The 21,825-nt window shown below is 55.2% G+C and carries 19 protein-coding genes, 2 tRNA genes and 3 pseudogenes; 9 read left to right on the top strand and 15 right to left on the bottom strand.

Going from position 1 to position 21,825, the window contains the following annotated elements:
• The first annotated feature begins 21 nt into the window (after nt 1-21).
• Nucleotides 22-894: an LOG family protein gene (locus tag ACZ1GM_RS13685; protein ID WP_472676938.1), complete on the top strand. Its 873-nt coding sequence runs from the start codon at nt 22-24 to the stop codon at nt 892-894.
• A gap of 11 nt (nt 895-905) precedes the next feature.
• Here ACZ1GM_RS13685 and thiD read toward each other — a convergent pair.
• The 5 genes and pseudogenes from thiD to ACZ1GM_RS13660 form a co-directional block, all read right to left on the bottom strand.
• A pseudogene (thiD, locus tag ACZ1GM_RS13680) lies at nt 906-1,636 on the bottom strand (bifunctional hydroxymethylpyrimidine kinase/phosphomethylpyrimidine kinase).
• A 116-nt stretch (nt 1,637-1,752) separates the two neighbouring features.
• The gene (gene glmM, locus ACZ1GM_RS13675; protein ID WP_472676937.1) at nt 1,753-3,090 is read right to left on the bottom strand and encodes a phosphoglucosamine mutase; all 1,338 of its coding nucleotides are present in this window, start codon (nt 3,088-3,090) and stop codon (nt 1,753-1,755) included.
• 82 nt (nt 3,091-3,172) lie between these two features.
• Nucleotides 3,173-4,348, bottom strand: coding sequence for an AI-2E family transporter (locus ACZ1GM_RS13670; protein ID WP_472676936.1), 1,176 nt, complete (start codon nt 4,346-4,348; stop codon nt 3,173-3,175).
• Between the two features lie 87 nt (nt 4,349-4,435).
• On the bottom strand, nt 4,436-5,035 hold the full coding sequence (locus tag ACZ1GM_RS13665; RefSeq protein WP_472676935.1) for a sigma-70 family RNA polymerase sigma factor: 600 nt from the start codon (nt 5,033-5,035) through the stop codon (nt 4,436-4,438).
• Nucleotides 5,035-5,205, bottom strand: a complete 171-nt coding sequence (locus ACZ1GM_RS13660; protein WP_472676934.1) for a NepR family anti-sigma factor — start codon at nt 5,203-5,205, stop codon at nt 5,035-5,037. The genes ACZ1GM_RS13665 and ACZ1GM_RS13660 overlap by 1 nt, the downstream gene beginning before the upstream one ends.
• Nucleotides 5,206-5,421: 216 nt before the next feature.
• Here ACZ1GM_RS13660 and ACZ1GM_RS13655 point away from each other — a divergent pair, with 216 nt between their 5' ends.
• Both ACZ1GM_RS13655 and ACZ1GM_RS13650 read left to right on the top strand, forming a co-directional pair.
• On the top strand, nt 5,422-5,985 hold the full coding sequence (locus ACZ1GM_RS13655; protein ID WP_472676933.1) for a CHASE domain-containing protein: 564 nt from the start codon (nt 5,422-5,424) through the stop codon (nt 5,983-5,985).
• 25 nt (nt 5,986-6,010) lie between these two features.
• Nucleotides 6,011-7,048: a sensor histidine kinase gene (locus ACZ1GM_RS13650; protein WP_472676932.1), complete on the top strand. Its 1,038-nt coding sequence runs from the start codon at nt 6,011-6,013 to the stop codon at nt 7,046-7,048.
• A 23-nt stretch (nt 7,049-7,071) separates the two neighbouring features.
• Here ACZ1GM_RS13650 and ACZ1GM_RS13645 read toward each other — a convergent pair whose 3' ends face one another.
• Both ACZ1GM_RS13645 and ACZ1GM_RS13640 read right to left on the bottom strand, forming a co-directional pair.
• Nucleotides 7,072-7,866 carry a response regulator gene (locus ACZ1GM_RS13645; RefSeq protein ID WP_472676931.1) on the bottom strand — a complete coding sequence of 265 codons (795 nt, stop codon included), beginning with the start codon at nt 7,864-7,866 and terminating at the stop codon, nt 7,072-7,074.
• A gap of 340 nt (nt 7,867-8,206) precedes the next feature.
• A complete protein-coding gene (locus tag ACZ1GM_RS13640) occupies nt 8,207-9,382 on the bottom strand; it encodes an N-acetyltransferase (RefSeq protein ID WP_472676930.1) in 1,176 nt (391 codons plus the stop codon).
• 127 nt (nt 9,383-9,509) lie between these two features.
• Here ACZ1GM_RS13640 and ACZ1GM_RS13635 point away from each other — a divergent pair.
• Nucleotides 9,510-10,621: pseudogene (locus ACZ1GM_RS13635) on the top strand (fatty acid desaturase family protein).
• 1 nt (nt 10,622) lies between these two features.
• Here ACZ1GM_RS13635 and ACZ1GM_RS13630 read toward each other — a convergent pair.
• The 7 genes and pseudogenes from ACZ1GM_RS13630 to ACZ1GM_RS13600 form a co-directional block, all read right to left on the bottom strand.
• Nucleotides 10,623-11,144, bottom strand: coding sequence for a GNAT family N-acetyltransferase (locus ACZ1GM_RS13630; RefSeq protein WP_472676929.1), 522 nt, complete (start codon nt 11,142-11,144; stop codon nt 10,623-10,625).
• Nucleotides 11,141-12,187 (bottom strand): LPS export ABC transporter permease LptG, encoded by a 1,047-nt coding sequence (gene lptG, locus ACZ1GM_RS13625; RefSeq protein ID WP_472676928.1) that lies wholly within the window; start codon nt 12,185-12,187, stop codon nt 11,141-11,143. Before lptG ends, ACZ1GM_RS13630 begins: the two co-directional genes overlap by 4 nt.
• Nucleotides 12,188-12,252: 65 nt before the next feature.
• Nucleotides 12,253-13,482: an LptF/LptG family permease gene (locus ACZ1GM_RS13620; protein ID WP_472676927.1), complete on the bottom strand. Its 1,230-nt coding sequence runs from the start codon at nt 13,480-13,482 to the stop codon at nt 12,253-12,255.
• Nucleotides 13,483-13,654: 172 nt separating this feature from the next.
• Nucleotides 13,655-14,020, bottom strand: coding sequence for a DUF427 domain-containing protein (locus ACZ1GM_RS13615; protein ID WP_472676926.1), 366 nt, complete (start codon nt 14,018-14,020; stop codon nt 13,655-13,657).
• A gap of 57 nt (nt 14,021-14,077) precedes the next feature.
• Entirely contained in the window at nt 14,078-14,455 is a 378-nt protein-coding gene (gene clpS / locus ACZ1GM_RS13610; RefSeq protein WP_472678580.1) for an ATP-dependent Clp protease adapter ClpS, read from the bottom strand.
• 207 nt (nt 14,456-14,662) lie between these two features.
• Nucleotides 14,663-15,511, bottom strand: coding sequence for a phasin family protein (locus tag ACZ1GM_RS13605; protein ID WP_472676925.1), 849 nt, complete (start codon nt 15,509-15,511; stop codon nt 14,663-14,665).
• A 108-nt stretch (nt 15,512-15,619) separates the two neighbouring features.
• Nucleotides 15,620-17,459: pseudogene (locus ACZ1GM_RS13600) on the bottom strand (PHA/PHB synthase family protein).
• A gap of 226 nt (nt 17,460-17,685) precedes the next feature.
• Between ACZ1GM_RS13600 and ACZ1GM_RS13595 the strand changes: the two are divergent.
• From ACZ1GM_RS13595 to ACZ1GM_RS13585, 3 genes are all read left to right on the top strand, one after another.
• Nucleotides 17,686-18,864, top strand: a complete 1,179-nt coding sequence (locus tag ACZ1GM_RS13595; RefSeq protein WP_472676924.1) for an LL-diaminopimelate aminotransferase — start codon at nt 17,686-17,688, stop codon at nt 18,862-18,864.
• Between the two features lie 203 nt (nt 18,865-19,067).
• Nucleotides 19,068-19,778 carry a winged helix-turn-helix transcriptional regulator gene (locus tag ACZ1GM_RS13590; RefSeq protein ID WP_472676923.1) on the top strand — a complete coding sequence of 237 codons (711 nt, stop codon included), beginning with the start codon at nt 19,068-19,070 and terminating at the stop codon, nt 19,776-19,778.
• A complete protein-coding gene (locus ACZ1GM_RS13585) occupies nt 19,765-20,562 on the top strand; it encodes a crotonase/enoyl-CoA hydratase family protein (protein WP_472676922.1) in 798 nt (265 codons plus the stop codon). Before ACZ1GM_RS13590 ends, ACZ1GM_RS13585 begins: the two co-directional genes overlap by 14 nt.
• Nucleotides 20,563-20,686: 124 nt before the next feature.
• Here the strand turns inward: ACZ1GM_RS13585 and ACZ1GM_RS13580 are convergent, their stop codons facing one another.
• A complete protein-coding gene (locus tag ACZ1GM_RS13580) occupies nt 20,687-21,466 on the bottom strand; it encodes an acyl-CoA thioesterase (protein WP_472676921.1) in 780 nt (259 codons plus the stop codon).
• A gap of 133 nt (nt 21,467-21,599) precedes the next feature.
• Here ACZ1GM_RS13580 and ACZ1GM_RS13575 point away from each other — a divergent pair.
• Both ACZ1GM_RS13575 and ACZ1GM_RS13570 read left to right on the top strand, forming a co-directional pair.
• Nucleotides 21,600-21,673, top strand: a tRNA-Cys gene (locus ACZ1GM_RS13575).
• 43 nt (nt 21,674-21,716) lie between these two features.
• Nucleotides 21,717-21,792: transfer RNA gene (locus tag ACZ1GM_RS13570), tRNA-Thr, on the top strand.
• Nucleotides 21,793-21,825: the final 33 nt, after the last annotated feature.

Raw genomic sequence — 21,825 nt, 5'->3', positions numbered from 1 at the left:
TCTGAACAGTAGGGCCAAGAAATGACTGAAAAAGACTTGAAAGATCGCCGATTCTACCGCGCTAAGCAGGAGGCTGATTTTGCTGATGACGGACCGCATGGCACGCCGCAAACCGAGCATCCTGCATACAAACTCGCTTTTCGTGATGTTGACTTCATGCTGCGCGATGAATTGCGCCCGGTCCGTTTTCAGCTGGAGCTGCTGAAGCCGGAAATGCTTCTGGACGAGGCCGGTGTTGGTTCGACACTGGTGATGTATGGCTCAGCGCGCATTCCTTCGCCGGAAGAGGCGCAGGCGAAGATTGATGCGGCAAAGGATGGGACCGAACAGGAGCAACGCGTCGCCGCCAACCTTGCGGCCAAGGCGAAGTATTACCAAGAGGCGCACACGCTTGCCAAAATGGTCAGTGAGAAATCCATTATCGAGGATGGAAAGCGTCAATTTGTCGTGACCAGCGGCGGCGGGCCATCGATCATGGAGGCGGCCAATCGCGGCGCGAGCGATGCCGGGGCAGAGAGCATCGGCCTCAACATCATTTTGCCGCATGAGCAGGCGCCCAACGCCTATGTGACGCCGTACCTGTCGCTCAACTTCCATTATTTTGCGCTGCGCAAGATGCACTTCCTCCTGCGTGCAAGGGCCGTGGCGGTGTTCCCCGGTGGCTTTGGGACCTTCGATGAATTCTTCGAACTGCTAACGCTGATCCAGACCGGGAAAATGAAGCCGCTGCCGATCCTGCTGTTCGGCAAGGATTTCTGGACGCGCGTGGTTGATTTTGAAGCGATCGCGGATGAAGGAACGATCAGCCACAAGGATCTGGACCTGTTCCATTGGTGCGAGACCGCCGATGAGGCCTGGGCGCACATTGCGGAGTTTTACGATTTAGGCCGCTAGGGTTTGGTAATTCAAAACAAGGATCGCACTGCCTGGTGGCCTAGCGGTCCGCTACCCTCGCCAAAGCCGGGCGCATTCGCAATGGCCTGATATACAAACTGCCTCGCCAGGCGAACGGCATTTTCCAAAGGTTGGCCGTGCCCCAGCAGCGTCGCAATCGCCGCGGATAATGTGCATCCCGTGCCATGCGTGTGTCTCGTATTGATTCGCGCATGGTTGAAAGATACCGCGCGCGCTCCTTGCGGGATTTCGGCGGGCATCAGTATATCGATGATGCGGTCATCATCGGCGTGCCCCCTTTTGCCAAGATTGCCGCGCCGGTCTCTGCGGCCAATATCTCTGCGGCTTCCGCCATCTCATCACCAGTGGGCAAAGTGCGCCCGGTAAGATGTTCCAGCTCCGGCAGATTGGGTGTGATAAGCGTCGCCAATGGAAACAGTGTTTCGCGCATCGCCGCGATCGCATCGGGCGCGATCAGGGTGGCACCCGAAGTCGCTATCATAACCGGATCAATGACAACCGGAACAGGGGCACTGATGCTCTCAATTCCGTCAATGATGGCGCTAACTATAGCAACATCGTGCACCATGCCGATTTTGATCGCATCAACACCAATATCTTCGATACAACTTCGGATTTGCTGGAGCACCACGTCGCCGCTCATGGGGGCAATCGACTGAACACCAACGCTGTTTTGCGCTGTCACAGTGGTAATGGCGGTCATGCCATACCCGCCCAGCATGGTGACGGTTTTCAGGTCGGCCTGAATGCCCGCACCGCCCGAACTGTCCGATCCGGCAATGGAGAGAATGCGGGGCGGTTGTCGCTTGGAATTCTGTAATGGGACTTTGGCGGTCATTAAACCGCCGCGCGGACCGCATCGCAGATGCTGTTGACAACCCGCTCGACCTGAGCGGCATCGTCGCCTTCCGCCATCACACGGATAACGGGCTCCGTCCCAGACGGGCGAATGACCAAGCGGCCTGTTCCTGCGAGCTCTGCCTCGGCCTCAGCAATAGCTTGCTTAACCGTCTCATTTTCGAGCGGTTTGCCACCTTCGAAGCGAACGTTTTTGAGCAATTGTGGGACCGGATCAAACTGGTGGAGCAATTCGCTTGCAGGCTTTCCTGCCCGCACGAGGCTGGAGAGCACGCGCAGCGCCGCCACCGTGCCATCGCCTGTGGTGCCATGATCCAGCAGAATCATGTGTCCAGATTGCTCGCCGCCGACGTTGAAGCCGCCTTCTTTCATGCGTTCAAGAACATAGCGATCACCGACTTTTGTCCGTTCCTGCGTCAGACCTTGGCTTTGCAAATGCCGCTCCAGACCAAGGTTTGACATAACTGTCGCAACGACCCCGCCGCCGGTCAGCTGGCCTTTCTCAGCCATCCGCGTTGCGATCAGCGCCATGATCTGATCGCCGTCAACAGTCTGGCCGCGCTCATCGACCACAATAAGTCGGTCTGCATCGCCATCTAGCGCGATACCGATATGCGCGCCGCTTTCGATGACTTTTGCCTTGATCGCATCAAGGGCGGTGGAGCCTACCCCATCATTGATGTTTGTCCCGTCAGGCGAGACGCCCAGTGGGATGACCTCCGCTCCCAGCTCCCAGATCACTGATGGCGCGACCTGATAGGCTGCGCCGTTCGCGCAGTCGACCACCACCTTCAGGCCATCAAGCCGCACATCTGATGCGATGGATTGCTTCGCCGCATGAATGTAACGCCCACGTGCGTCCTCAATCCGCCGTGCGCGACCAACCTCAGTGGCATCCACCAATTGCGGTTCTTCGCTGAGCAGCGCCTCAATGGCCAGCTCATCTTCATCGGACAGCTTAAAGCCGTCTGGTCCAAACAGCTTGATGCCATTATCTTCATACGGGTTGTGGCTGGCGGAAATCATCACGCCCAGGTCAGCGCGCATCTCGCGCGTCAACATGGCGATTGCAGGTGTAGGCAGCGGACCAGTCATGATCACGTCAATTCCGACGCTGGTAAAGCCAGCGACGAGCGAGCTTTCCATCATATAGCCTGAAAGGCGCGTATCCTTGCCAATCACCACGCGATGCCGGTGATCACCGCGGCGAAAATGCGCACCGGCGGCTTGCCCCACGCGCATCGCCATTTCGCTGGTCATTGCGCCCTTATTGGTGCGCCCGCGAATTCCATCAGTCCCGAAAAATTTGCGTGCCATCTTCTATCGAAATTCCATCCCAAACTGGCCTGTTGGCTAATGGTTCGGCGGATAGGCTATGTGGCCCTGATTTGGTAGCCTTTTACGACAGTTTACGCCCGTCTTCATCAAGCCCCAAGACAAGGCGATTGTTTTCGAACAACGGTTCTCCAAAGACAAAGCCGACTATGTTGGGGGTGCCGATATGGTCGAACAGAGCAGTTAGCGTAAGAAGTATCGGGACAGATAAGAGCGCTCCTGGAATGCCCCAGATCCACGAGAAATAGCTCAGAGCGATCAAGATCATGACCGGATTGACCGTGAAGCGCGCGCCGAGCACTGCAGGTGTGATGATATTCGCCTCAATCGTATGAAGGCCGAGATATGCCGCAGCAGGGATCAGGCCAAGCAAGACTGTTTCTGTCGTGCCGATCCCGAATACTGCGAGCAGCGCGATCATCAAGGTCGGCCCGATATAGGGAATGAAGTTAAGCAGCGCGGCCAGTCCGCCCCACATGATCGGAGCATCAACTCCCAATATCCATGCCCCCAGCGCGACGACGATACCAACACCCACATTGATGAGACCAACCGTCAAAATGTAGGAAGCGACACGATCTTGTATCTCGCGCAGCACCGTTGCAGCCTTGATGCTCGCCCCGAAAGACGTGCGTGCAGTCAACAGCCGCTGGCGCAGGCGTACACGTGCCTCGATCATGAAAAACGCCATGAGAATTGTCAGGATAACCTCAATCACAACGCTGGGGGTTGCCAGGGCAAGCTCCTCCAGCAGGCTTGGGGTTGCGACTACCACTTCCTGTGAACCGCCGCGTTGCAGTAATGCCGCTATCTCGGCGTTGAGGTTTGCAACCCATGCCAACTGGTCGCGCAGTTCAGAAAAGCGGGAGAGCACGCCTCGATACAAATCAGGCAGAGTATCCCATAGCGCCACTGCAGGCAGCAAAATCAGCGCAAAAGAGGCAATGATGATCGCCAAAGCCAGCAGCAAGGCAACAAACGATGCCAGCACATTGGGCAATCCCAACTTGGCGAGATAATCGGCCAGTGGCGAAAGTACTATGGTGAGGATCAGTGCCGCCGTGATCGGCAAAAACACCACTGACCCGATCGACAAGACGAATGGCAGCGCGAAGAAAAGTCCAATGCTGATGAGCATGACCAGCGTCGAGATCAGGCGTAGCTCTTGCGCAGCAAATGCCATGCGCTTGCTCGTTGGCGCGCCATTGCCATTTTTGATGGGATCGTTGTCGCTGTTCATGGCCGACCCTCATGTCCTTGGTTGGCGATCCAAGCAAGGCCCGCGGCATTGTCAATCATGGTGATCAGCCCTGTAGGAATAACAGTGTTATTGCGTGATTTCGCCCGCTGCCACTTGATCGAGTTCTTCCAGAATCGCTTTATGTGCAATCTCGTCATCGCTTGATCTTTGCGGAATGTTGCCGCTTGTCAGCATATCATTCAGTGCCGCGCGAGCTCGCCCGACACGGCTCTTGATCGTACCAATCGCGCAGCCGCAAATGTTCGCCGCCTCCTCATAGGAAAAGCCCCCAGCGCCAACGAGCAACAGAGCTTCGCGCCGCTCAGGCGGCAAGGTTAACAGAGCACGGTGCATGTCTGACAAGTGTAGTGGCTCCTCCTGTCCGGCAGGAGCAGTCAGTATGCGCTCGGCGACGCCCTCATCATATTCGCCACGAAAACGATTGCGGCGCATATCTGTCAGGTAGACGTTGCGAAGGATCACGAATGTCCATGCACGCATGCTGGTGCCTGGCTCAAATCGTTCCTGAGCAGCCCATGCTTTTAGCAAAGCTTCTTGGACTAGGTCATCGGCCATATCGGCGCGTCCGCAAAGGCCACGCGCAAAAGCACGCAGATGCGGGACGACTTCAGTCAACTCGCGCCTGAAGTCTGCTTTTTCGTTTTTCGTACGCTCCGCCGAAGCCATCAGGAATCGTTATCCAATTTGGCCAACAGATCTTTGAAGCTATCGGGCAGCTCCTCATCCACGACCGAGTCATAAAGCTGACGCAGGCTATCAGCCCATTCGGCGCCCTCCTCGGACTTCGTGCTACCGCCTTTTTGCGGCATTGTCTTTGATTGTCGGTTCGACATCATAAAGCTTTTCTATGTAAATTTTGTGATCGCAAGCAATTGCAATGTCTTACGACTACATGCGCTGTTGTTTCTAAAATTGGAACGAAGACAGCCCAATTTGGTTCCCTATCTGAATGGCAAGTATCGCGCGTCGCAGTATCCAGGCGCGAATTTCTTTTAACCGGCTTAATTTCCAAGAGAAATTGGCATGAGCATAGGGAAGGTGGGGGTTTTATTGTGAACGACAAGCGCGAACGACAAGCTAAGCGTAGTGTGCGTTCTCTGCTCGTGATGTATCCGCGGTTGCTCCCGCTTGCCGCATTTTTTCTGATCGTATCGTTCTCTTTGCTCAGCGTTCTCGCAATTGAGAAAGCCGCTGCAAATCGCGAAGCCGCATGGCTTAGTGAAATCGTCGGACAAAAAAGCTCTGCCCTGTCACATGGGATCGGGGGCACGGCCTCGCTGCTGAGGACTGGGGCGGTATTGCTGGCTGAAGACGGCGTTCTTGGTGAAGACGAGTTTCGCAAATTTTCGGCAGCCATCATTAGCGACCCGGCCAATCATGGCATTACGGCAATTGGTTGGGCACGTGCAGAGACGGGTGGCGAAACGTCAGGCATTGGGCAAGGGGCGGGTAATCCCGCTTTACCGATTGAGTATCTTTATCCAGATTCTGCGGCAGGCCATGTTCTGCTTGGGCAAGACCTCAAGGACCACTCTGAACTGCGCGACGCTATTGAGAAGGCTGCGCTAACAGATCGTCCGGTCGCTAGCGGCCATTTTAGCCTAGCGGTACGCTGATAGTCCTGACTCAGGCAAGTTCATCGTGATAACCCCGGTGATGCTTGGCTCTGCGCGATCTGAAAGACCCTCTGGGTTTCTCTTTAGCATTCTCGATGCGCAAACATTCTTCGATGTCTCTTTGGATCAGATTGAAGGCGCAGCGGCGGAGGCGGCCCAACATTTGAGTGTTCGTCTGTACGACGGTTCGAGCGCCGACCGTACCGTTATGGCCTCATCTGCGAACGCTTTAGATACCCAAGTCGGCATTGAACGGCAGATCAACATAGCTGATCACTCGATGACCTTGGCCGTACATTCTGATCGTCGAATACTGTTGTCAGAAATTGCCTGGTTCACGCTTGTCGCTGGCATTATCGCAGGCGCCTTGTTGGCGTATATTCTCCATCTGCTGGCGCGGCAGGCGCGCGAGGATATCCTGGTTCTCGAACAACTCGCGGAGCAGAACTCTATTCGCGATTCTTTGACACGCGAATTGAATCACCGGGTGAAAAACACCCTCGCAAATATTCTGTCGATGATAGCCCTTACCAGACGTCAGGCCGAAGATATTGATAGCTTTGCGGATGGTATCGATGGCCGTATTCGAGCACTATCGGCAACTCACGATCTCTTGACGGAATCGGAATGGGGACTGGTTCCAATCGCTAAAGTCGTGGAGGCTGAGCTTGCGCCTTATGTCCATGATGCACAGCATGAGATTTCCATAAATGGCCCTGAGCTCAACTTGGCACCGAAGGACGCGCTGTCTTTGGGATTGGCCCTTCACGAATTGATCGCCAATGCATCAAAATTTGGCTCGCTCAGCAACTCTGACGGTTCCGTCGACGTGACCTGGTCCAGCGTCGGTGACGGGCTGGCCAAACTCCATTGGGTTGAAAGCGGCGGGCCTAAGGTAAGCCCATCCCCCAATATGGGTTTTGGACTTACCCTTATCGCGAAAATCACCGCGCATGAGTTGCGCCATCCCGTTGATCTGGATTTCTCACCAGAAGGCGTTCGGTGTACTTTCTTGTTTGCAGTCCGTGGTCAGGACGATTTCGACCTGAGAGACCCAAATTAAGGTAAGCGCTTGTCTCGACTGCTCTATCTTTTTGACTCTTCCGAATCAAAAAACAAAGCCTGACTGATCGCTGCGCGCACTGCGCGTTCTTTAAATGGCTTGGTTATCAGATAGGTCGGCTCTGGCCGATCACCCGTTAACAACCGTTCCGGATAAGCGGTGATGAAGATCACCGGCATCTGGCCCAACGCCAGAATATCATCAACCGCGTCGAGGCCGGATGACCCGTCAGCCAGCTGAATATCTGCGAGCACCAATCCCGGGATTTCTTTGGCTACGATTTCTCGAGCTTGCGTCCGTGTAGCTGCGGTTCCGCAAATTTCATGACCCAGCGAACTGACCAGATCTTCCAACTGCATCGAGATCAGCGGCTCATCTTCGATAATGAGAACACGCGTCGTGTTTTCGCGCTCAATTTCCTCTATCGCTTCCCGCACCAGGTCAGCCACTTCGTCTTCGCTCACACCGATAATCTGGGCAGCGTCTGCATTGCTGAAATCTTCCAGCGTGGTCAGCAAGATTGCCTGTCGGTTAGACGGTGTGATTGTGCCGATGCGCGCGGATGCTGCGCTGGCTGTCATCCCACTGTCAGCTGTCTCAATTTCCGATCCTGATGCGGTACTGCGCCAGCTTTTGGTGAAGGCTGCGTATAGAGCGACACGATCCTTGCCCAACTCAGCCTTGAAATCCTCATCCTGCAAGGCTGTTTCCAGCATCATGCGAACACTGTTGTCGCCTGCATTTTGGGAGCCGGTGAGCGCGCGGGCATATCGGCGCAAATAGGGAAGTTGCTTGGCAAGGCTTTCGCTTAGGGACATTGCTTCGTTTCTCTTTTCATGCGCGCACTGAAACTCGCTCATGCGCTTTACCGGTTCCTAATGGGGAATGCCGCGTATTCTTTCAATAGCCTTTTGGCGCGTCTGCGCCTAAAAAATAATCACCCTAACATACTGAATCATATTCAATTTTCATAGCATGGAAAAAACTTGAGAATTTGCATAATTTTTGAGGAACCGTTTTTCGTCCGGCGCATTTTTAAAGCATCACCGCCAAGACACCCCCTCCCGTCCAATAGGCTGGTGATACGATCCCAAGGCCTTCGCCCTTATACCAGAGGGCGAAGGCCTTATTTTTTGGGTGCCCGTACTCTGGGTCAGGCTAGAGGCTCTTTTCGTAAACAGCGTACTCACGATTAACAGTGCTGTTGATCGCCGCTGCGATGGCCACCATCCCCTGATTATCATCGAGTATCCAGCCAATTTCCGCGCGTTTGGTCTGGAAATTCTCAACTGCATTCACCCTGATCTGGCTAATCATCATGAATGCCAATTGGCTGGCGAGACGAGAATTGTGCAGCTCTCTTTTTACGCCCATCAGTGGCACCCGCATATTGGCGTTGCGCGGCTTTTTGAGCCAGCGAAGCAGGTGAAACCATCCAAATGGGAACAGTTTTCCTCTTACCTTTTGCAACACGGGATTGATGTCTGGAAAAGTCAGCATGAACGCCACTGGCTCACCATCCAACTCCGCGATCATGTTGATTTGAGGTTTGATGATCTGTTTGAGCTTTTTTCCGGCGTAGGCAATCTCATCTTTGGTAAATGGAACGAACCCCCAATTGTCCGACCATGCGTCGTTGAGGATGCCGAGAATGATGGCTGCTTCCTCGTCCCATTTGTCCAGCTGAACCTCCCGGACCCTGATCCGTTCATTGCGATGCCCGGATTTCACAATGCGTTGTATCAGTAGAGGGAAATCATGAGACACATCAAGATCAAATGTCAGCAACGATTTGCAATGCGTATATCCTGCATTTTCGATCCATGCTTGGTATTGGGCGGGGTGGTGGCCCATCATGATCATTGGTGCATGGTCATGACCCTTTACCAGAAGCCCAGGCTCCTCCCAGACTGACAGCGAGATTGGGCCGACGACACGGCTCATGCCGCGCGCTCGCAAGGCCTCCTCAGCATGGCGCAGCAACGCCTTACTGACTTCTTCGTCCGTAGCGTCGAAATATCCGAACATGCCCGTGCCCGGGCCAAAACCCTGCTCGATCGGAAGCTCCAAGGCGAGCGTATCGACATGCGCGGAAATCCTGCCGACGGGTGCCCCACCCTGATAAGCAATGAACAACTCAACATGGGCATGGCCGAAAAACGGGTTCTTTGCCGGGTCAATCAGTTCCAGCATTTCTGACCTTAGCTGAGGGACTGAATGCTCAATTTGCGCTGCAAATTCCCTGCCCAAGTCGACAAAGGCGCAGCGTCCCTTCTTGTCGGTGACGGGTCGAATTACTATTTCATTCAGGTTCACCGGGTATACCCCACACATGCAAATCTTGGCCCGCATGTGGGCCAAACACCCCCAAACAAGCAAGTCACTCGATCACTCTTGCCAACAAGACCTGTTTGTTATGTGCGGTGGTTTTGCGGTATGGGCTGCGCGAAAGACGAGACAAATGACTGTGCAACACGATATCAGCGTCGACGCAAACAGTGCGGCGGCTACGGTAAATGAACGGAGCGGTGGTTGGCATTCGCAGATCGCGGATGACAAGGCCATGCTGCGCGCGGCGCGTGATTTGACTAAGGACTTAACAGAGGCCCGAGGATTAGTTTTCTGGTCTGATATGCTGATTTCCGCTGGGCTAGGCTATGGCCTGATGACTGCTGCAATCTTGATCAACAGCGCGCCGATTGCTGTTCTACTGGGCATTGGTTCGGCTCTGGCGTTCTATCGTGCGCTGATGTTCATTCACGAGTTGTCGCACATACATCGCGACGCTCTCCCTGGCTTCCGGCTCGGCTGGAATTTGCTGGTAGGTGTTCCGATGCTGACGCCATCATTTATGTATGAAGGTGTTCACACCCTGCATCACAAGCGCACGCAATATGGCACGGTCGCGGACCCCGAATACCTTCCTCTGGCGTTGATGAAACCATGGAGCCTGCCAGCCTTTGTGCTGGTGGCGATGCTCTTGCCAATTGCCCTGATTGTCCGCTTTGCGGTGCTGGTGCCTTTAGGCGCGATTATCCCCCCGCTGCGCAAGTTTGTGTGGGAACGGTTTTCCTCGCTTGCGATCAATCCCGAATTTCGCCGGGGTGCGCCCACAGACCGTTTGCGCAAACGGGTGTTGTGGCAGGAAACGCTTGGATCTGTATGGGCGATTGCCTTGATCGCGAGCACGCAATTCATTGGCTGGCGACCGCTGCTGATTGCGTTGGCAATCTTGTCGCTGACCGCTGTTCTCAATCAATTGCGCACACTTGTCGCACATTTGTGGGAGAATGAGGGTGAGGCGATGACCGTCACTGCGCAATTCCTAGACAGCGTGAATGTGCCGCCGCCAGGTGTGTTGGCAGAGATTTGGGCGCCCGTGGGGCTGCGCTACCACGCGCTGCATCACCTGATGCCGTCGATTCCCTATCATTCTCTGCCAGAAGCGCATCGGCGCCTGAATGCAGAGTTGGGCCATGCCTCAACCTACCAGGGTGCAAATCATAAAGGCATGATGCCGTTGATCGGTACCGGATCGCGCAGAGCACGATGGGCGGTAAAAGGTCTGACTAGGTTAGTTGAGGAAACGGATCATCGCACAGCGTCGCTCTGCAGGTAGTCCGTGGTCTGCCTCAATCGCAAGTTCGCCCGCAAGACGCGGATGGGCGTCCAGCGCGGTCACTTCTTCAAAACCAAGCTTGGCATAGAACGGCGCATTCCAGGCTACATCGCGAAAGGTGGTCAGTGTCACCGCGCTGAAGCCCGCATTGCCAGCATCAATAAGACATCCCCTGAGAAGCGCTGCGCCAATGCCCTGACCCTGAGCATCGGGCATGACATCCATTTCCCAGATATGCAGTTCTCGCCCAAAAGGCTGGCTGGCCAAGAACCCCACTGGTGCGCCAGCGCGATCAGCAACCAGACAATGCCCACGCGTGATCAGTTTGCGCAGTTCACCGGGTTCCCAAACATCGTGGTAGATATCAAGCTCTGCAAGTTGCGGATCAGTCTTGAACAACTCGCTGGCGGCTAGTTCAATCGCCGGCAGGTTTTCTGCATCTTCGGGCCGCGCAAGGCGAATGTTCCAATTGTTCATTCCTCAGTCCGGATCAGCACAGTCTCACCGATCAGAAAAAACAGCAGGAATGGTGCCCACGCCGCGAGGAAGGGAGGATAGCCGCCAAAACTGCCCATTGCCAAGGCAGCATTGTCGACAACAAAATAGGCAAAACCCAGCGCCATGCCAATGATCGCTCGCACGAACAATTGACCCGACCGTGCAAGGCCAAAGGCTGCAATGGAGCCGAGCAGAGGCATCAGGATCGCAGACAGTGGGCCCGACAATTTGTGCCACCACTTGGCGCGTAGTTCATCAGTGCGGCGGCCAATATCTTCGTAGCGGTCAATTGATCGAGACAAAGCGAAGAAGTCGAGCGCGTCAGGATCAACACTGTTCAAATCGACCTGGGCAGGGGTGATATCCAATCCAACGGTCACGCTCTCCACCTGACGGGCACCTGCGCTTTGAACCTCGAACTGTCGTGCATCCGTCAACACCCAGCCAGGGTCGGCGAAGCGAGCCGATGGAGCGCGGATTTGTTCGACAATGATGCCGCTCTCGCTGCGTTCATACCATGTGACATTTCGCATCGTCAGGTCATTGCCGGCCCCCGACAGGCTGGATGCGGTCAGAACGCTAGTGCCATCGGTCACGTAGATATTGGCGCGGACATCCGATTCCGGCGGAACTAGGCCGTATTCTGTCGCTTCCCACGCTTTGAGTGTCGCCGTCGCGCGGGTCACTACTCGCTCGTTAAAAGCAAAACTGATGGCGGCAACAAACGTTGCGGTGAGCACTAACGGCGCAAGGACCTGATGGGCGGAAAGGCCAGCCGCCTTCATCGCTACAACCTCGCTATTCTGGTTAAGGGCTACCAAGGTGATCAAGGTCGCCAGCAAAACGGAATAGGGCAGAAACCGAGCAATAAGCTGCGGTACGCGCAGGCTTGCGTATCTCCACAGCTCTGCCTGACCGTTGCCCTCGACTGCCAGGATCTCACCGCTCGTCGAAAGCAGGTCGAGCATCATCAATACCAGCACAAGCATGACGAGCACGGCCAGAATGCGGGTCGCCAGCATTTTGGCGAGGTAAACCGTCAGGGTCCGGGAAGGGAAAAATCTAGCTGCATGGGTCCGGGATCGCGCTATTCCGCCGGTGTCGCATACAGATCAGCACGAGATTTACGACGTCCCTTGAACAGCTTGGTGATCCGTTTGGCGAGTTTGGCAAACCATGTTTCCAATGCCCCTATCGCTTGCCCGCCCGGAACAAAGGCTACGCGATAATACATCCATAGGATGAGAGCAGCGAAAAGGAAGAACGGCCCCCACAACGCGAAGAATGGGTCGACGCGCCCCAAGGCAGCGACGTCTTCGCCATATTGGTTTATCTTGTGATAGGAGACCACCATCACAATGGAAACGAACACGCCCAAGGCGCTGGTGGATCGTTTCGGCGGTATAGCAAGCGCCACCGCAAGCAGCGGCATCAGTGCCATCATCACCACCTCAACCATCCGGAAATTGAAGCTTGCCTGGCTAGCATCGCGTTTGGCCTCATCTTCATTGTCACTCCACCCAACTCGGAGTAGCTCGGGTAAGATATATTCGCGTTCCGCATCGCCTCGATCACGAAATTCCTCGATCGCGGGCAAATCGATCGGCAAATCATGGCGTGTGAATGTGAGAACACGCGGAGAATCGCTACCCGTATCCTGTACGATCGTCCCTTCGTTAAGGCGCAGGATGATTGTATCCGGGCTATCGCTGGTGGCGAGGAAGGATCCTTCCCGGGCGGAGATGGACAGCACCTGACCTTTCTCATTTGAAACGCGCGCAAAGATACCTTTTAAATCGCGGCCATCATTCTCGCTTTCCTCGATACGCAGCGCCATACGGTCCGCCAGCGTGGTAAACTCACCAACCTTGATCGATGCGCCGAGCGCGCCAGAGCGCAGCTCATATTCCAGCTGTTCGTAGTAATACCGGCTGACCGGCTGGATGTAGAAAACCAGCGCGACGTTCACCGCCATCAGGACTGCGGTGATGATGTATGGTACGCGCAGCATCCGCCCATAGCCAAGCCCCACCGCGCGAAAGACATCGAGCTCGCTGGTTGTGGCTAGCTTACGGAAAGCCAGCAGAATGCCGAGCAGCAGCCCGAGAGGTATTGCGAGACTCGCATATTCGGGGATTAGTGCGCCCAGCATTTTGAACACAACGCCGATTGGCCCGCCTTCAACCGCTACAAAATCGAACAGACGCAGCATCTTGTCGAGAAGCAACAGCGACGCCGCGAGCGCAAATATCCCTAGCATCGGCAAGAGAACCAGCCGAAAGATGTAGCGATCTATGCTCGGTATGAAATTGAACACGCGGGCAGGCCTCTGATTGGTTGCGCTCCCTTAACGACAATTTCCGCGCCCGTCATGTATTTCGCCTTAATTCGATCGAAAGCTCACCAAAGACGGCTGCCCGGGATACCCTTAAATGGCCCAACTTCGCGGCTGGTGATCCAGCCGCCATAGAACTGCCCGGGCTGCGGCGTCACTTGCTCGCCATCAATCGTGACCTGTAGTCAAAAGGCTCGCAGTAAAATGCAAGATAGCCCGCTACTGGCTGAAAGCTTGCGGTTGGGTTGGCATAAGACCACGCCACAGCCTCAATCCTCTCATCTGCGATCACAATGTCGTGATAGCTCGCCTGACCCTTCCATTCACAGAGTGAGCGGCGGGGGTTGGGATGGAAATGCTTCATAGCGACATCGTTGGGTGGGATGTAGTAGGTCGGTGGATGGCTGGTTTCTAAAGTGCGCCATGCGCCGCATGTGTCGGCCAGCGTCACTCCGCGATGCACAATTTCAATGTGGCGGTCGGTTGGCTCAGCAATAGCGGGGCGCGGGTAATCCCACACGCTTTCCTGCCTTCGCCAACCGGATCTGGTTTGGGGCGAGGCAGCATGGTCAGCCGCTCACGCTTTTTCTAGCGTGCATTGCAGCGGATGCTGGTTCTGCTTGGCGAAATCCATCACTTGATTGACCTTGGTTTCGGCTACTTCATAGGGGAAGATGCCGCAGACGCCGACACCCTTTTGATGGACATGCAGCATGACCCGTGTCGCCTCCTCCAAATCCATACGGAAGAACCGCTTCAATACCATCACGACGAATTCCATCGGTGTGTAATCGTCATTCAGCAGCAGAACTTTGTACTGGCTGGGCTTTTTGGGCTTGGTCAGCGTTTTTGTCGCGATGCCAGTCTGGCTATCGCTGTCATCGCCCTGATCACCATCTTCTGCGGCGAAGACGGGTAGGGTGGCTTGTTCGAAAAGGGCGACCGTTTGGATCATCATGTCGGACAATATCGTATGCGATTGGCGGTTCGCAACCCAAAGGTTGGTCTGCTGACGAGTTTATTGGTTAATCGCACGCGACCAGTTGTTCGATCCATAGAAAAACGGGCCGAACAGCGTATGCCATTCGACCCGTTCTTGTTTCTTCCAGGGCTTTGGGAGAGAGGAGAGAGAGCCCCGGAATACTAACTGTCAGCCTGTGGCTTAGGCTGCTTTCGAGAACTTCTCAGCAGCGACGCTTGCACGGCTTGAGATTGGCGCGAAAACTTCGTTTGCGAGCTTCATCATCGCTTCAGCGTTCTTCGAAGTCTGAGCAACTGCTGTGTCGAAGTTGCGACGTGCAATTTCACCCTGCAGCTGGAACAGCTCAGTCGGTGACTTAACAGCGGCTAGTTTCTTCACGTCTTCCGTGACGGTTTCAGCAGCTGCTTTGGTGTCTTCGATGGCACCGCGGCCCATGTCTTGAACGCCAGCGGCGAGAACCTTGCCTGATTCAACCAGAGCTTCGATGTTGCCCTTGTTGAACTCGGTGACGTCAGAAGCGATTTCCGCGCCCTTGTCATATGCAGTTTTTACGCGCTCCTGCATGTCAGCAGCAGCTTCTTTGACGGTTTTGGTCATGTCGGTTGTGTTTGCTTTGGCCATGATGGTGTCCTTCAGCTTGATAATGGTGTTGGTGTCCGAAGCGGCCTTCTTGGCGACTTTCTTCGGTGCAGCTTTCTTTGCAGCGATCTTCTTGGCCGGGGCTTTCTTGGCAGCAACTTTGCGGGTCGCAGCTTTCTTAGCTGGCGTCTTCTTCACTACGCGCCTTGCAGGCGCAGCTTTCTTCGCCTTCACCGCCTTTTTAGCAGCAGGCTTTTTCTTCTTCGCAGGAGCAGCAACAGCTTTGGCGACCTTCGCCGCTTTCACTGGAGCTGGCTTGTCAGTCTCAACTGCCTTAGCGACAGTTTTCTCGCTGACTTCAGCTTTCGTTGCTTCTGCCGTCTTTTTCTCAGCTGCTTCGGCGAATGCCTTTTCCGCAGCCGCGTCAATTTTGCTCGTGGCGGTAGCCATGGGAAACCTCGTTTATGTTGCAATGCACAAAATAGGCATTGCAGCTGCGAAGTCAAGCATTTTTTGTGCAGTGCACAATAATTGAGGAAATGACGTTTATTGAACGCCTTAGCGCGTCATTACATACCGACCGGGCGCATCCTCGATCACTTTGTCACCGCGCTCACCGGGCCTCCTTTTGCCCTTTACAGCGACAGTCGCCCCATCCTGTGACTTGAGCCAGTCAATCCAGTCAGGCCACCAGCTGCCGGGATGCTCGGTCGCTCCCTCGACAAAGCTAGCAAGCGAAGTGACGTCGGCGTCATTGGTCCAATATTGGTACTTGCCAGACTCCGGTGGGTTAACCACGCCGGCGATGTGACCGGATCCCGCGAGCACAAATCGCAGCGGTCCCTTAAAATGTTCGCGAATACGCCAGACGCTGGCGGCGGGCGCTATGTGGTCTTCGCGACCGGCCTGAACATATGTTGGCGTGTCGACCAGACCGATATTGATTGGCGTGTTATCAACGCTCAACGCATCGGCCTGGACCAGCTTGTTGTCGCGATAGAGATCGCGCAGATAATCCTGATGCCATGTGGCGGGTAGGTTGGTCACGTCGCCATTCCAATGCAGCAGATCGAACGCCGGATAATCCTCGCCCAGCATGTAATTGTTGACGACGTAATTCCAGATCAGGTCTTTGCTGCGCAGCATATTAAATGCCGCCGCCATATAACGGCCATCCAGATAACCATCCGCTGACAGTGCTTTAATTGCTGCCAATTGTTGATCATCGATAAAGTTTAGCAGCTCACCTGCCTTCTCGAAGTCGATTTGCGCGGTGAAGAACGTTGCGCTTTCAACTTTCTCGTCCTCGCCGCGACGCTTCAGCACGGCCAAGGTTGCCGCAAGCGTGGTGCCCGCCACGCAATATCCGATAGCGTTTACACTAGGTACCTTGAGCCGGTCACGAATGTGATCGATCGCCTCGATCTGTCCGCGCACATAATCATCCCACACCACATCCTTCATGCTGGCATCGTGCAGATTTCCAGCTGACCATAAATACTGTCAGACCTTGATCGACTGCCCAGCGCACAAAGCTCTTCTTAGGATTGAGGTCGAGAATATAGAATCGATTGATCCAAGGCGGGAAGATCACCAGCGGGGTTTCCATCACCTCGTCCGTGGTTGGGCTATATTGGAGCAGCTGGAAAAGGTCGGTTTCCAAAACGACTTTGCCGGGGGTCGTCGCAATGTTCTCCCCCAGTGTGAATGCATCGGGATCGGTGTGGGTCAGCTGACCGCGGCGGAGGTCTGCAAGCAGATGCTCCATCCCTTTGACTAGATTTTCGCCGCGCGTTTCCAAGGTGCGCTGCAACACGACGGGGTTGGCCAAGGCAAAATTTGACGGACTGGCCGCCTCGACGACGGTTTTGGTGAGGAAACGCAGCTGCTCACGCTGTCCCTTCGAGAGGCCCGCCGTGTTGTCGGCAAGTGAGGTCAGCCGCTCTGACAGCAGTAAATAGGTCTGATGGACCAAGGCAGCCACCGGATGCGCGCGCCATTGCGGATCGGCAAAGCGGCGGTCCTTATGCGGTAACTCCATTTCATCGGAAGAGGGCGCGGAGGCCTGCGGCCCCAATCCGAATTGCCCCAGCACGTTTGACCAGAGCGTTAAGCTGTCGTCCCACAATTGTTTCTGCCAGGCTGGATTGGCGAACGGCATGTGCTTGAACCACGCATCGCTCATCTCTTGCCAATTTTCTGTATTCATAACTGGGCTGGGGTTGGCACCTGCTTTTGCGACCGTCTGACCTGATTCACGCAGCTGTTCGATTTGGAACTCCATCCACATCGATTGCAGGCGTGCGGCGATCTGCGCCCAATGCTGCATGTCTTCCGGCGTGACCTCCGCACTTCCAGGGATAGCGTCGACATTGGTGAAATGACTGAGCGGCTCCATCATGGTCTTTGCCAGCGCTTCAGGCCCAGCAAACAGATTTGCAAATGGGTTGTTGCTGAATTCGGAAGGATTGTCGTCTTGGCTCATCAATTTCGCTCATTTCCAGAAAGCCTGGCTTGGCTTCGCCCACAATAAAACACGCTGGGATTCTCGCGCGCCGATTGCGCATGACAAGGGAATACGTCATCAACGCGACAGCAGACAACATGTTTCCGGAGCCGACCTAGTGTCCGAGACCTTTTATCGTATGAAACGCTTGCCGCCATATGTGATTGCGGAGGTTAACTCCATGCGTCATGCGGCGCGTCAGGCGGGCCGCGATATTATTGATCTGGGCATGGGCAACCCAGATCAGCCACCGCCGCAGCATGTCATCGATAAGCTGTGCGAGGTCGCGCAGAAACCTGATGCACATGGTTATTCTCAGTCAATGGGGATTCCGGGTTTGCGCCGCGCGCAAGCAAATTATTATGCAAACCGCTTTGGAGTGGAACTTGATCCCGACAGCGAAGTGGTCGTGACGATGGGCTCTAAAGAAGGGCTCGCCAGTATGGCGACGGCGGTCACCGCCCCGGGGGACGTGATCCTCGCACCGAGCCCATCATATCCGATCCATACATTCGGGTTCATTATAGCAGGTGCCACGATCCGGTCGGTGCCGACAACGCCTGATGCGCGGTATTGGCAAGCGCTTGAGAATGCGATGTCGTTTACGGTGCCTCGCCCGACGATGCTGGTCCTCAATTATCCATCGAACCCAACCGCAGAGGTGGTGGATGTAGAATTCTATCAGCGAATCGTTGACTGGGCGAAGGAGAACAAAGTTTGGCTGCTCTCTGACCTTGCCTATTCAGAGCTATATTTTGACGGAAAACCGACACCGTCAATTATGCAGGCGAAGGGGGCAAAAGATGTTGCGGTCGAGTTCACGTCGATGTCAAAAACCTACTCAATGGCTGGGTGGCGGATGGGTTTTGCAGTCGGTAATAAAGAGCTGATCGCCGCGCTGACGCGTGTGAAATCCTACCTCGATTACGGCGCGTTTACGCCGATACAAGCCGCTGCCTGTGCTGCGCTCAACGGACCGCAAGATGTGGTTGAGGAAAACCGCATGCGGTATCAGAAACGTCGCGACGTTATGGTTGAGGCGTTTGGTCGGGCTGGTTGGGACATTCCACCACCACCTGCTTCCATGTTTGCCTGGGCACCGCTTCCGCCTGGCTTTGAGGAAATGGGCAGTCTGGAGTTCTCCAAGCAGTTGCTTGAGCACGCCGATGTCGCTGTCGCACCCGGTGTGGGATATGGTGAAGAAGGTGAAGGCTTTGTCCGCATCGCGATGGTTGAAAATGAACAGCGCCTTCGTCAGGCCGCGCGAAATGTGAAACGCTTCCTCGAGAGCAAATAATTTTCATTTCGATTTTTCGGTATGTTATGCGGAATTCGGGGGTTTCGGGGGTGAGTGGTGCTGGGTTGTTGCGGAGCAATTTCTGTCACTCGTGAGTTATGGTTGGTATTGCACCAATACGGTGCGTCCCTCAGGCTCAAGAATTACTGATGCATTACTTTTTCTGGCTTTCCCAAAAACCCATGCCTCCCGGGCGATGGGATTTGAGTCTGCTCGGGTGGTCGATGGTCAGCGTCACAGATCCTGCGGAGGTGGGGAATCATCCTGACCTCGAAAATGCGGCAGTTCTAATCGACTATCGGATGGGCACGCGAGTTTGCGATTGGCGTGATCTGACTGACCCGAAACGCTATTTGGCGATCGGCGTGGATGATGCGGAGCAGCGGGCGCAGATGATGGCAGCAGGCATCGGTGATGCGGTGCCAACGCGCACAGCTGTCGTCGAACTAGGCGCGCGCGCATCGAGAATGATGGCCGCGATCGATGCGCTCCCGCGCTATCGGGAGGCCGGGCCAGTGACACTTGATCTGTTCCATCGCGATGGCAAAATCGACCACCGTTGGCTGAGCCTGCATCCTCGCGAATTTGAGCTTCTCTGGCGGCTGGCCGCCACGCCATTCCAAAGAGTTTCGCGCGAAGAGTTTATAATGCAAGTCTGGCGTATGGATCATGTTCCAGAGACGAACTCGTTAGAAGTGCACGTATCCCGACTAAGGGCCAAATTGGCAATTTCCAAAGTCGCTTGGCTTATCGAGACCGATCCAGAAGGCGGGTATCGTTTGGGTCATCGCGGCGAAAACCCGGCCTTTGATTTTTCGTCTTCCCGCGAGGAGATGCTGGACACACACAGCGCAATCGGCAACGATAAAGCCGATAGAGAAGTCACAGGAAATACCGACAATGCCAAACCCTGATCGTGTAACCATCGACCTTGCCGAGAATGGCGTCGCGCAAGTTCGCCTGACGCGTGCCGACAAAATGAATGCACTTGACCCGGACATGTTCGAGGCGATCATCGAAGCTGGGCAGGAACTTCGCACAATGGCTGGTCTGCGCGCTGTTGTGCTGTCCGGAGAGGGCCGCTCTTTCTGTGCTGGTCTTGATGTTTCAAGTTTCGGCGGCGAGGGTGGGGGTGATGGTTCGCTGACAGACCGTACCTTTGGAAATACCAACAAGTTTCAGGAAGTCGCCATGACATGGCGCAAATGCCCGGTGCCGGTGATCGCGGCCATTCACGGTGTGTGCTTTGGCGGCGGCATGCAGATCGCCAGTGGCGCGGACATCCGTATTGCGCATCCGCAATCACGGATGGCGATTATGGAAATGAAATGGGGCCTGGTGCCGGATATGGGCGGGTATGCACTATGGCGGGGCCTCGTGCGGGACGACGTGCTGCGCGAACTGGTATATACTAACCGCGAGTTTTCAGGAGAGGAAGCGCAAGGTTTGGGCCTCGCGACATATCTTGATGAGGATCCGCTGGCCCGCGCTAACGCTATTGCGGAGACGATTGCGGCGCGCAACCCAGAAGCCATTCGCGCGGCAAAGCGGTTGTCAGGCGCAATGCACGATCAACAGACTGACGAAATCCTCGTCGAAGAAAGCGTTGAGCAGGCCAGCGTTATGCGCAAACCCAATCAGATTGAGGCGGTGATGGCTGAGATGCAGAAGCGTGCGCCGAAATTCAGCGATGTTTGACCAAATTTTGTAGAAATCCGCTGACCCGCGCCCTCCACCCTTCCACCCGGAACCTACCGGGATACTATCCGGGTGAAAGGGTGGAGGGCGCGGGTGGCTCAGGTAATGCTAAACCAGAATGAGCTTACCCAAACACCGCGACACATTGCAGCCCATCTACGACCAACTGACCATCGGTATTCCAAAGGCGTAAACGTTCGCTCGAATAGCCAGCATCAGCATGTTGGCTGGCATTTTGTGACAGCCACCAGCCATCGTCGGTGGTTGGTTGCGTATCCAGAATATTGAATGACCAGTTGATCGAACTGATGGGCCCTTGCCTTTTCATCGCGCGCATCGCGCCCGGTGGCATCACATCGCCGAGCAAAACAAGCTCACTGATCGGATCTAGCCCGGTTGGCGGTCGAAGACGCGCCCAGCGCTGAACCACCGGATCGCCCTTGCCGCGGGCATCCTGCGCCCGGCGCAGCTCAAAGTTGTTCTGGATGAAGGCGGGGCCTTTGCCCGCCATCACAGGATCCGCCTCGGTTGGCAATCCAGGCCAATCGCTTGGCTTTGCCGCCGGGTGAACAGCGTTTGGCTCTCGCTCAGTCCCGAACAACCAAAATGCGGTTGTTGTACATTGCCCGTCTGACCATATCTCGCTGCGGACTTGCGCCACATTGCGGCCTCGACGTACGATCTCTCTGCGCAGCTCGATATCCGGCCCGGTCGGCGCCACGAAGGCGATTTGCGCAGAACGTAGTGGCGGCAAATCAGGGAATGCCCGGATCGCCGCAGTATATGCGATCAGAGCTGACGCGCCGCCATACAGTGTGCGGCCCTGCGTCCATTCGGCATGGTCCGGCAGGTGAATAGGGCCGCCGTCCTGAGTAATAGGGTCAATGAGTTTTGCTGCTGACATGCCACGGTGCATAGCGCGCTGACGAGGAGCGTCCAGCATGACGTTACGTCAAGTGATGATATGCGATTGCCATGCCTCCCCAGACTCGCTAGGGGGCCGCTTCTCGAATGTGGAAATGCACATTCGGGCATTCGGCCCGATGGCGGAGTGGTGACGCAGAGGACTGCAAATCCTTGTACGCCGGTTCGATTCCGGCTCGGGCCTCCACACACAGCGCTGCTGCATTTTGCGAATGGCGCGCTGAAAATGTGCCGCTTTAGCTCAGTTGGTAGAGCACATCATTCGTAATGATGGGGTCACGTGTTCGAGTCACGTAAGCGGCACCATTTACAGATATAAAAATATCTTTATATCCTTAT

This window comes from Qipengyuania sp. JB2-7 (assembly GCF_055693485.1).
This window is presented reverse-complemented; position numbering and strand designations above follow the sequence as displayed.

What these genes read in the sequence shown, in the direction of transcription:
- ACZ1GM_RS13685 (WP_472676938.1), top strand. Translation starts at nt 22, where the DNA reads ATGACTGAAAAAGACTTGAAAGATCGCCGATTCTACCGCGCTAAGCAG.
- glmM (WP_472676937.1), bottom strand. Translation starts at nt 3,090, where the DNA reads ATGGCACGCAAATTTTTCGGGACTGATGGAATTCGCGGGCGCACCAAT.
- ACZ1GM_RS13670 (WP_472676936.1), bottom strand. Translation starts at nt 4,348, where the DNA reads ATGAACAGCGACAACGATCCCATCAAAAATGGCAATGGCGCGCCAACG.
- ACZ1GM_RS13665 (WP_472676935.1), bottom strand. Translation starts at nt 5,035, where the DNA reads ATGGCTTCGGCGGAGCGTACGAAAAACGAAAAAGCAGACTTCAGGCGC.
- ACZ1GM_RS13660 (WP_472676934.1), bottom strand. Translation starts at nt 5,205, where the DNA reads ATGATGTCGAACCGACAATCAAAGACAATGCCGCAAAAAGGCGGTAGC.
- ACZ1GM_RS13645 (WP_472676931.1), bottom strand. Translation starts at nt 7,866, where the DNA reads ATGTCCCTAAGCGAAAGCCTTGCCAAGCAACTTCCCTATTTGCGCCGA.
- ACZ1GM_RS13640 (WP_472676930.1), bottom strand. Translation starts at nt 9,382, where the DNA reads ATGTGTGGGGTATACCCGGTGAACCTGAATGAAATAGTAATTCGACCC.
- ACZ1GM_RS13630 (WP_472676929.1), bottom strand. Translation starts at nt 11,144, where the DNA reads ATGAACAATTGGAACATTCGCCTTGCGCGGCCCGAAGATGCAGAAAAC.
- lptG (WP_472676928.1), bottom strand. Translation starts at nt 12,187, where the DNA reads ATGCTGGCGACCCGCATTCTGGCCGTGCTCGTCATGCTTGTGCTGGTA.
- clpS (WP_472678580.1), bottom strand. Translation starts at nt 14,455, where the DNA reads ATGATCCAAACGGTCGCCCTTTTCGAACAAGCCACCCTACCCGTCTTC.
- ACZ1GM_RS13605 (WP_472676925.1), bottom strand. Translation starts at nt 15,511, where the DNA reads ATGGCTACCGCCACGAGCAAAATTGACGCGGCTGCGGAAAAGGCATTC.
- ACZ1GM_RS13585 (WP_472676922.1), top strand. Translation starts at nt 19,765, where the DNA reads ATGCCAAACCCTGATCGTGTAACCATCGACCTTGCCGAGAATGGCGTC.
- ACZ1GM_RS13580 (WP_472676921.1), bottom strand. Translation starts at nt 21,466, where the DNA reads ATGTCAGCAGCAAAACTCATTGACCCTATTACTCAGGACGGCGGCCCT.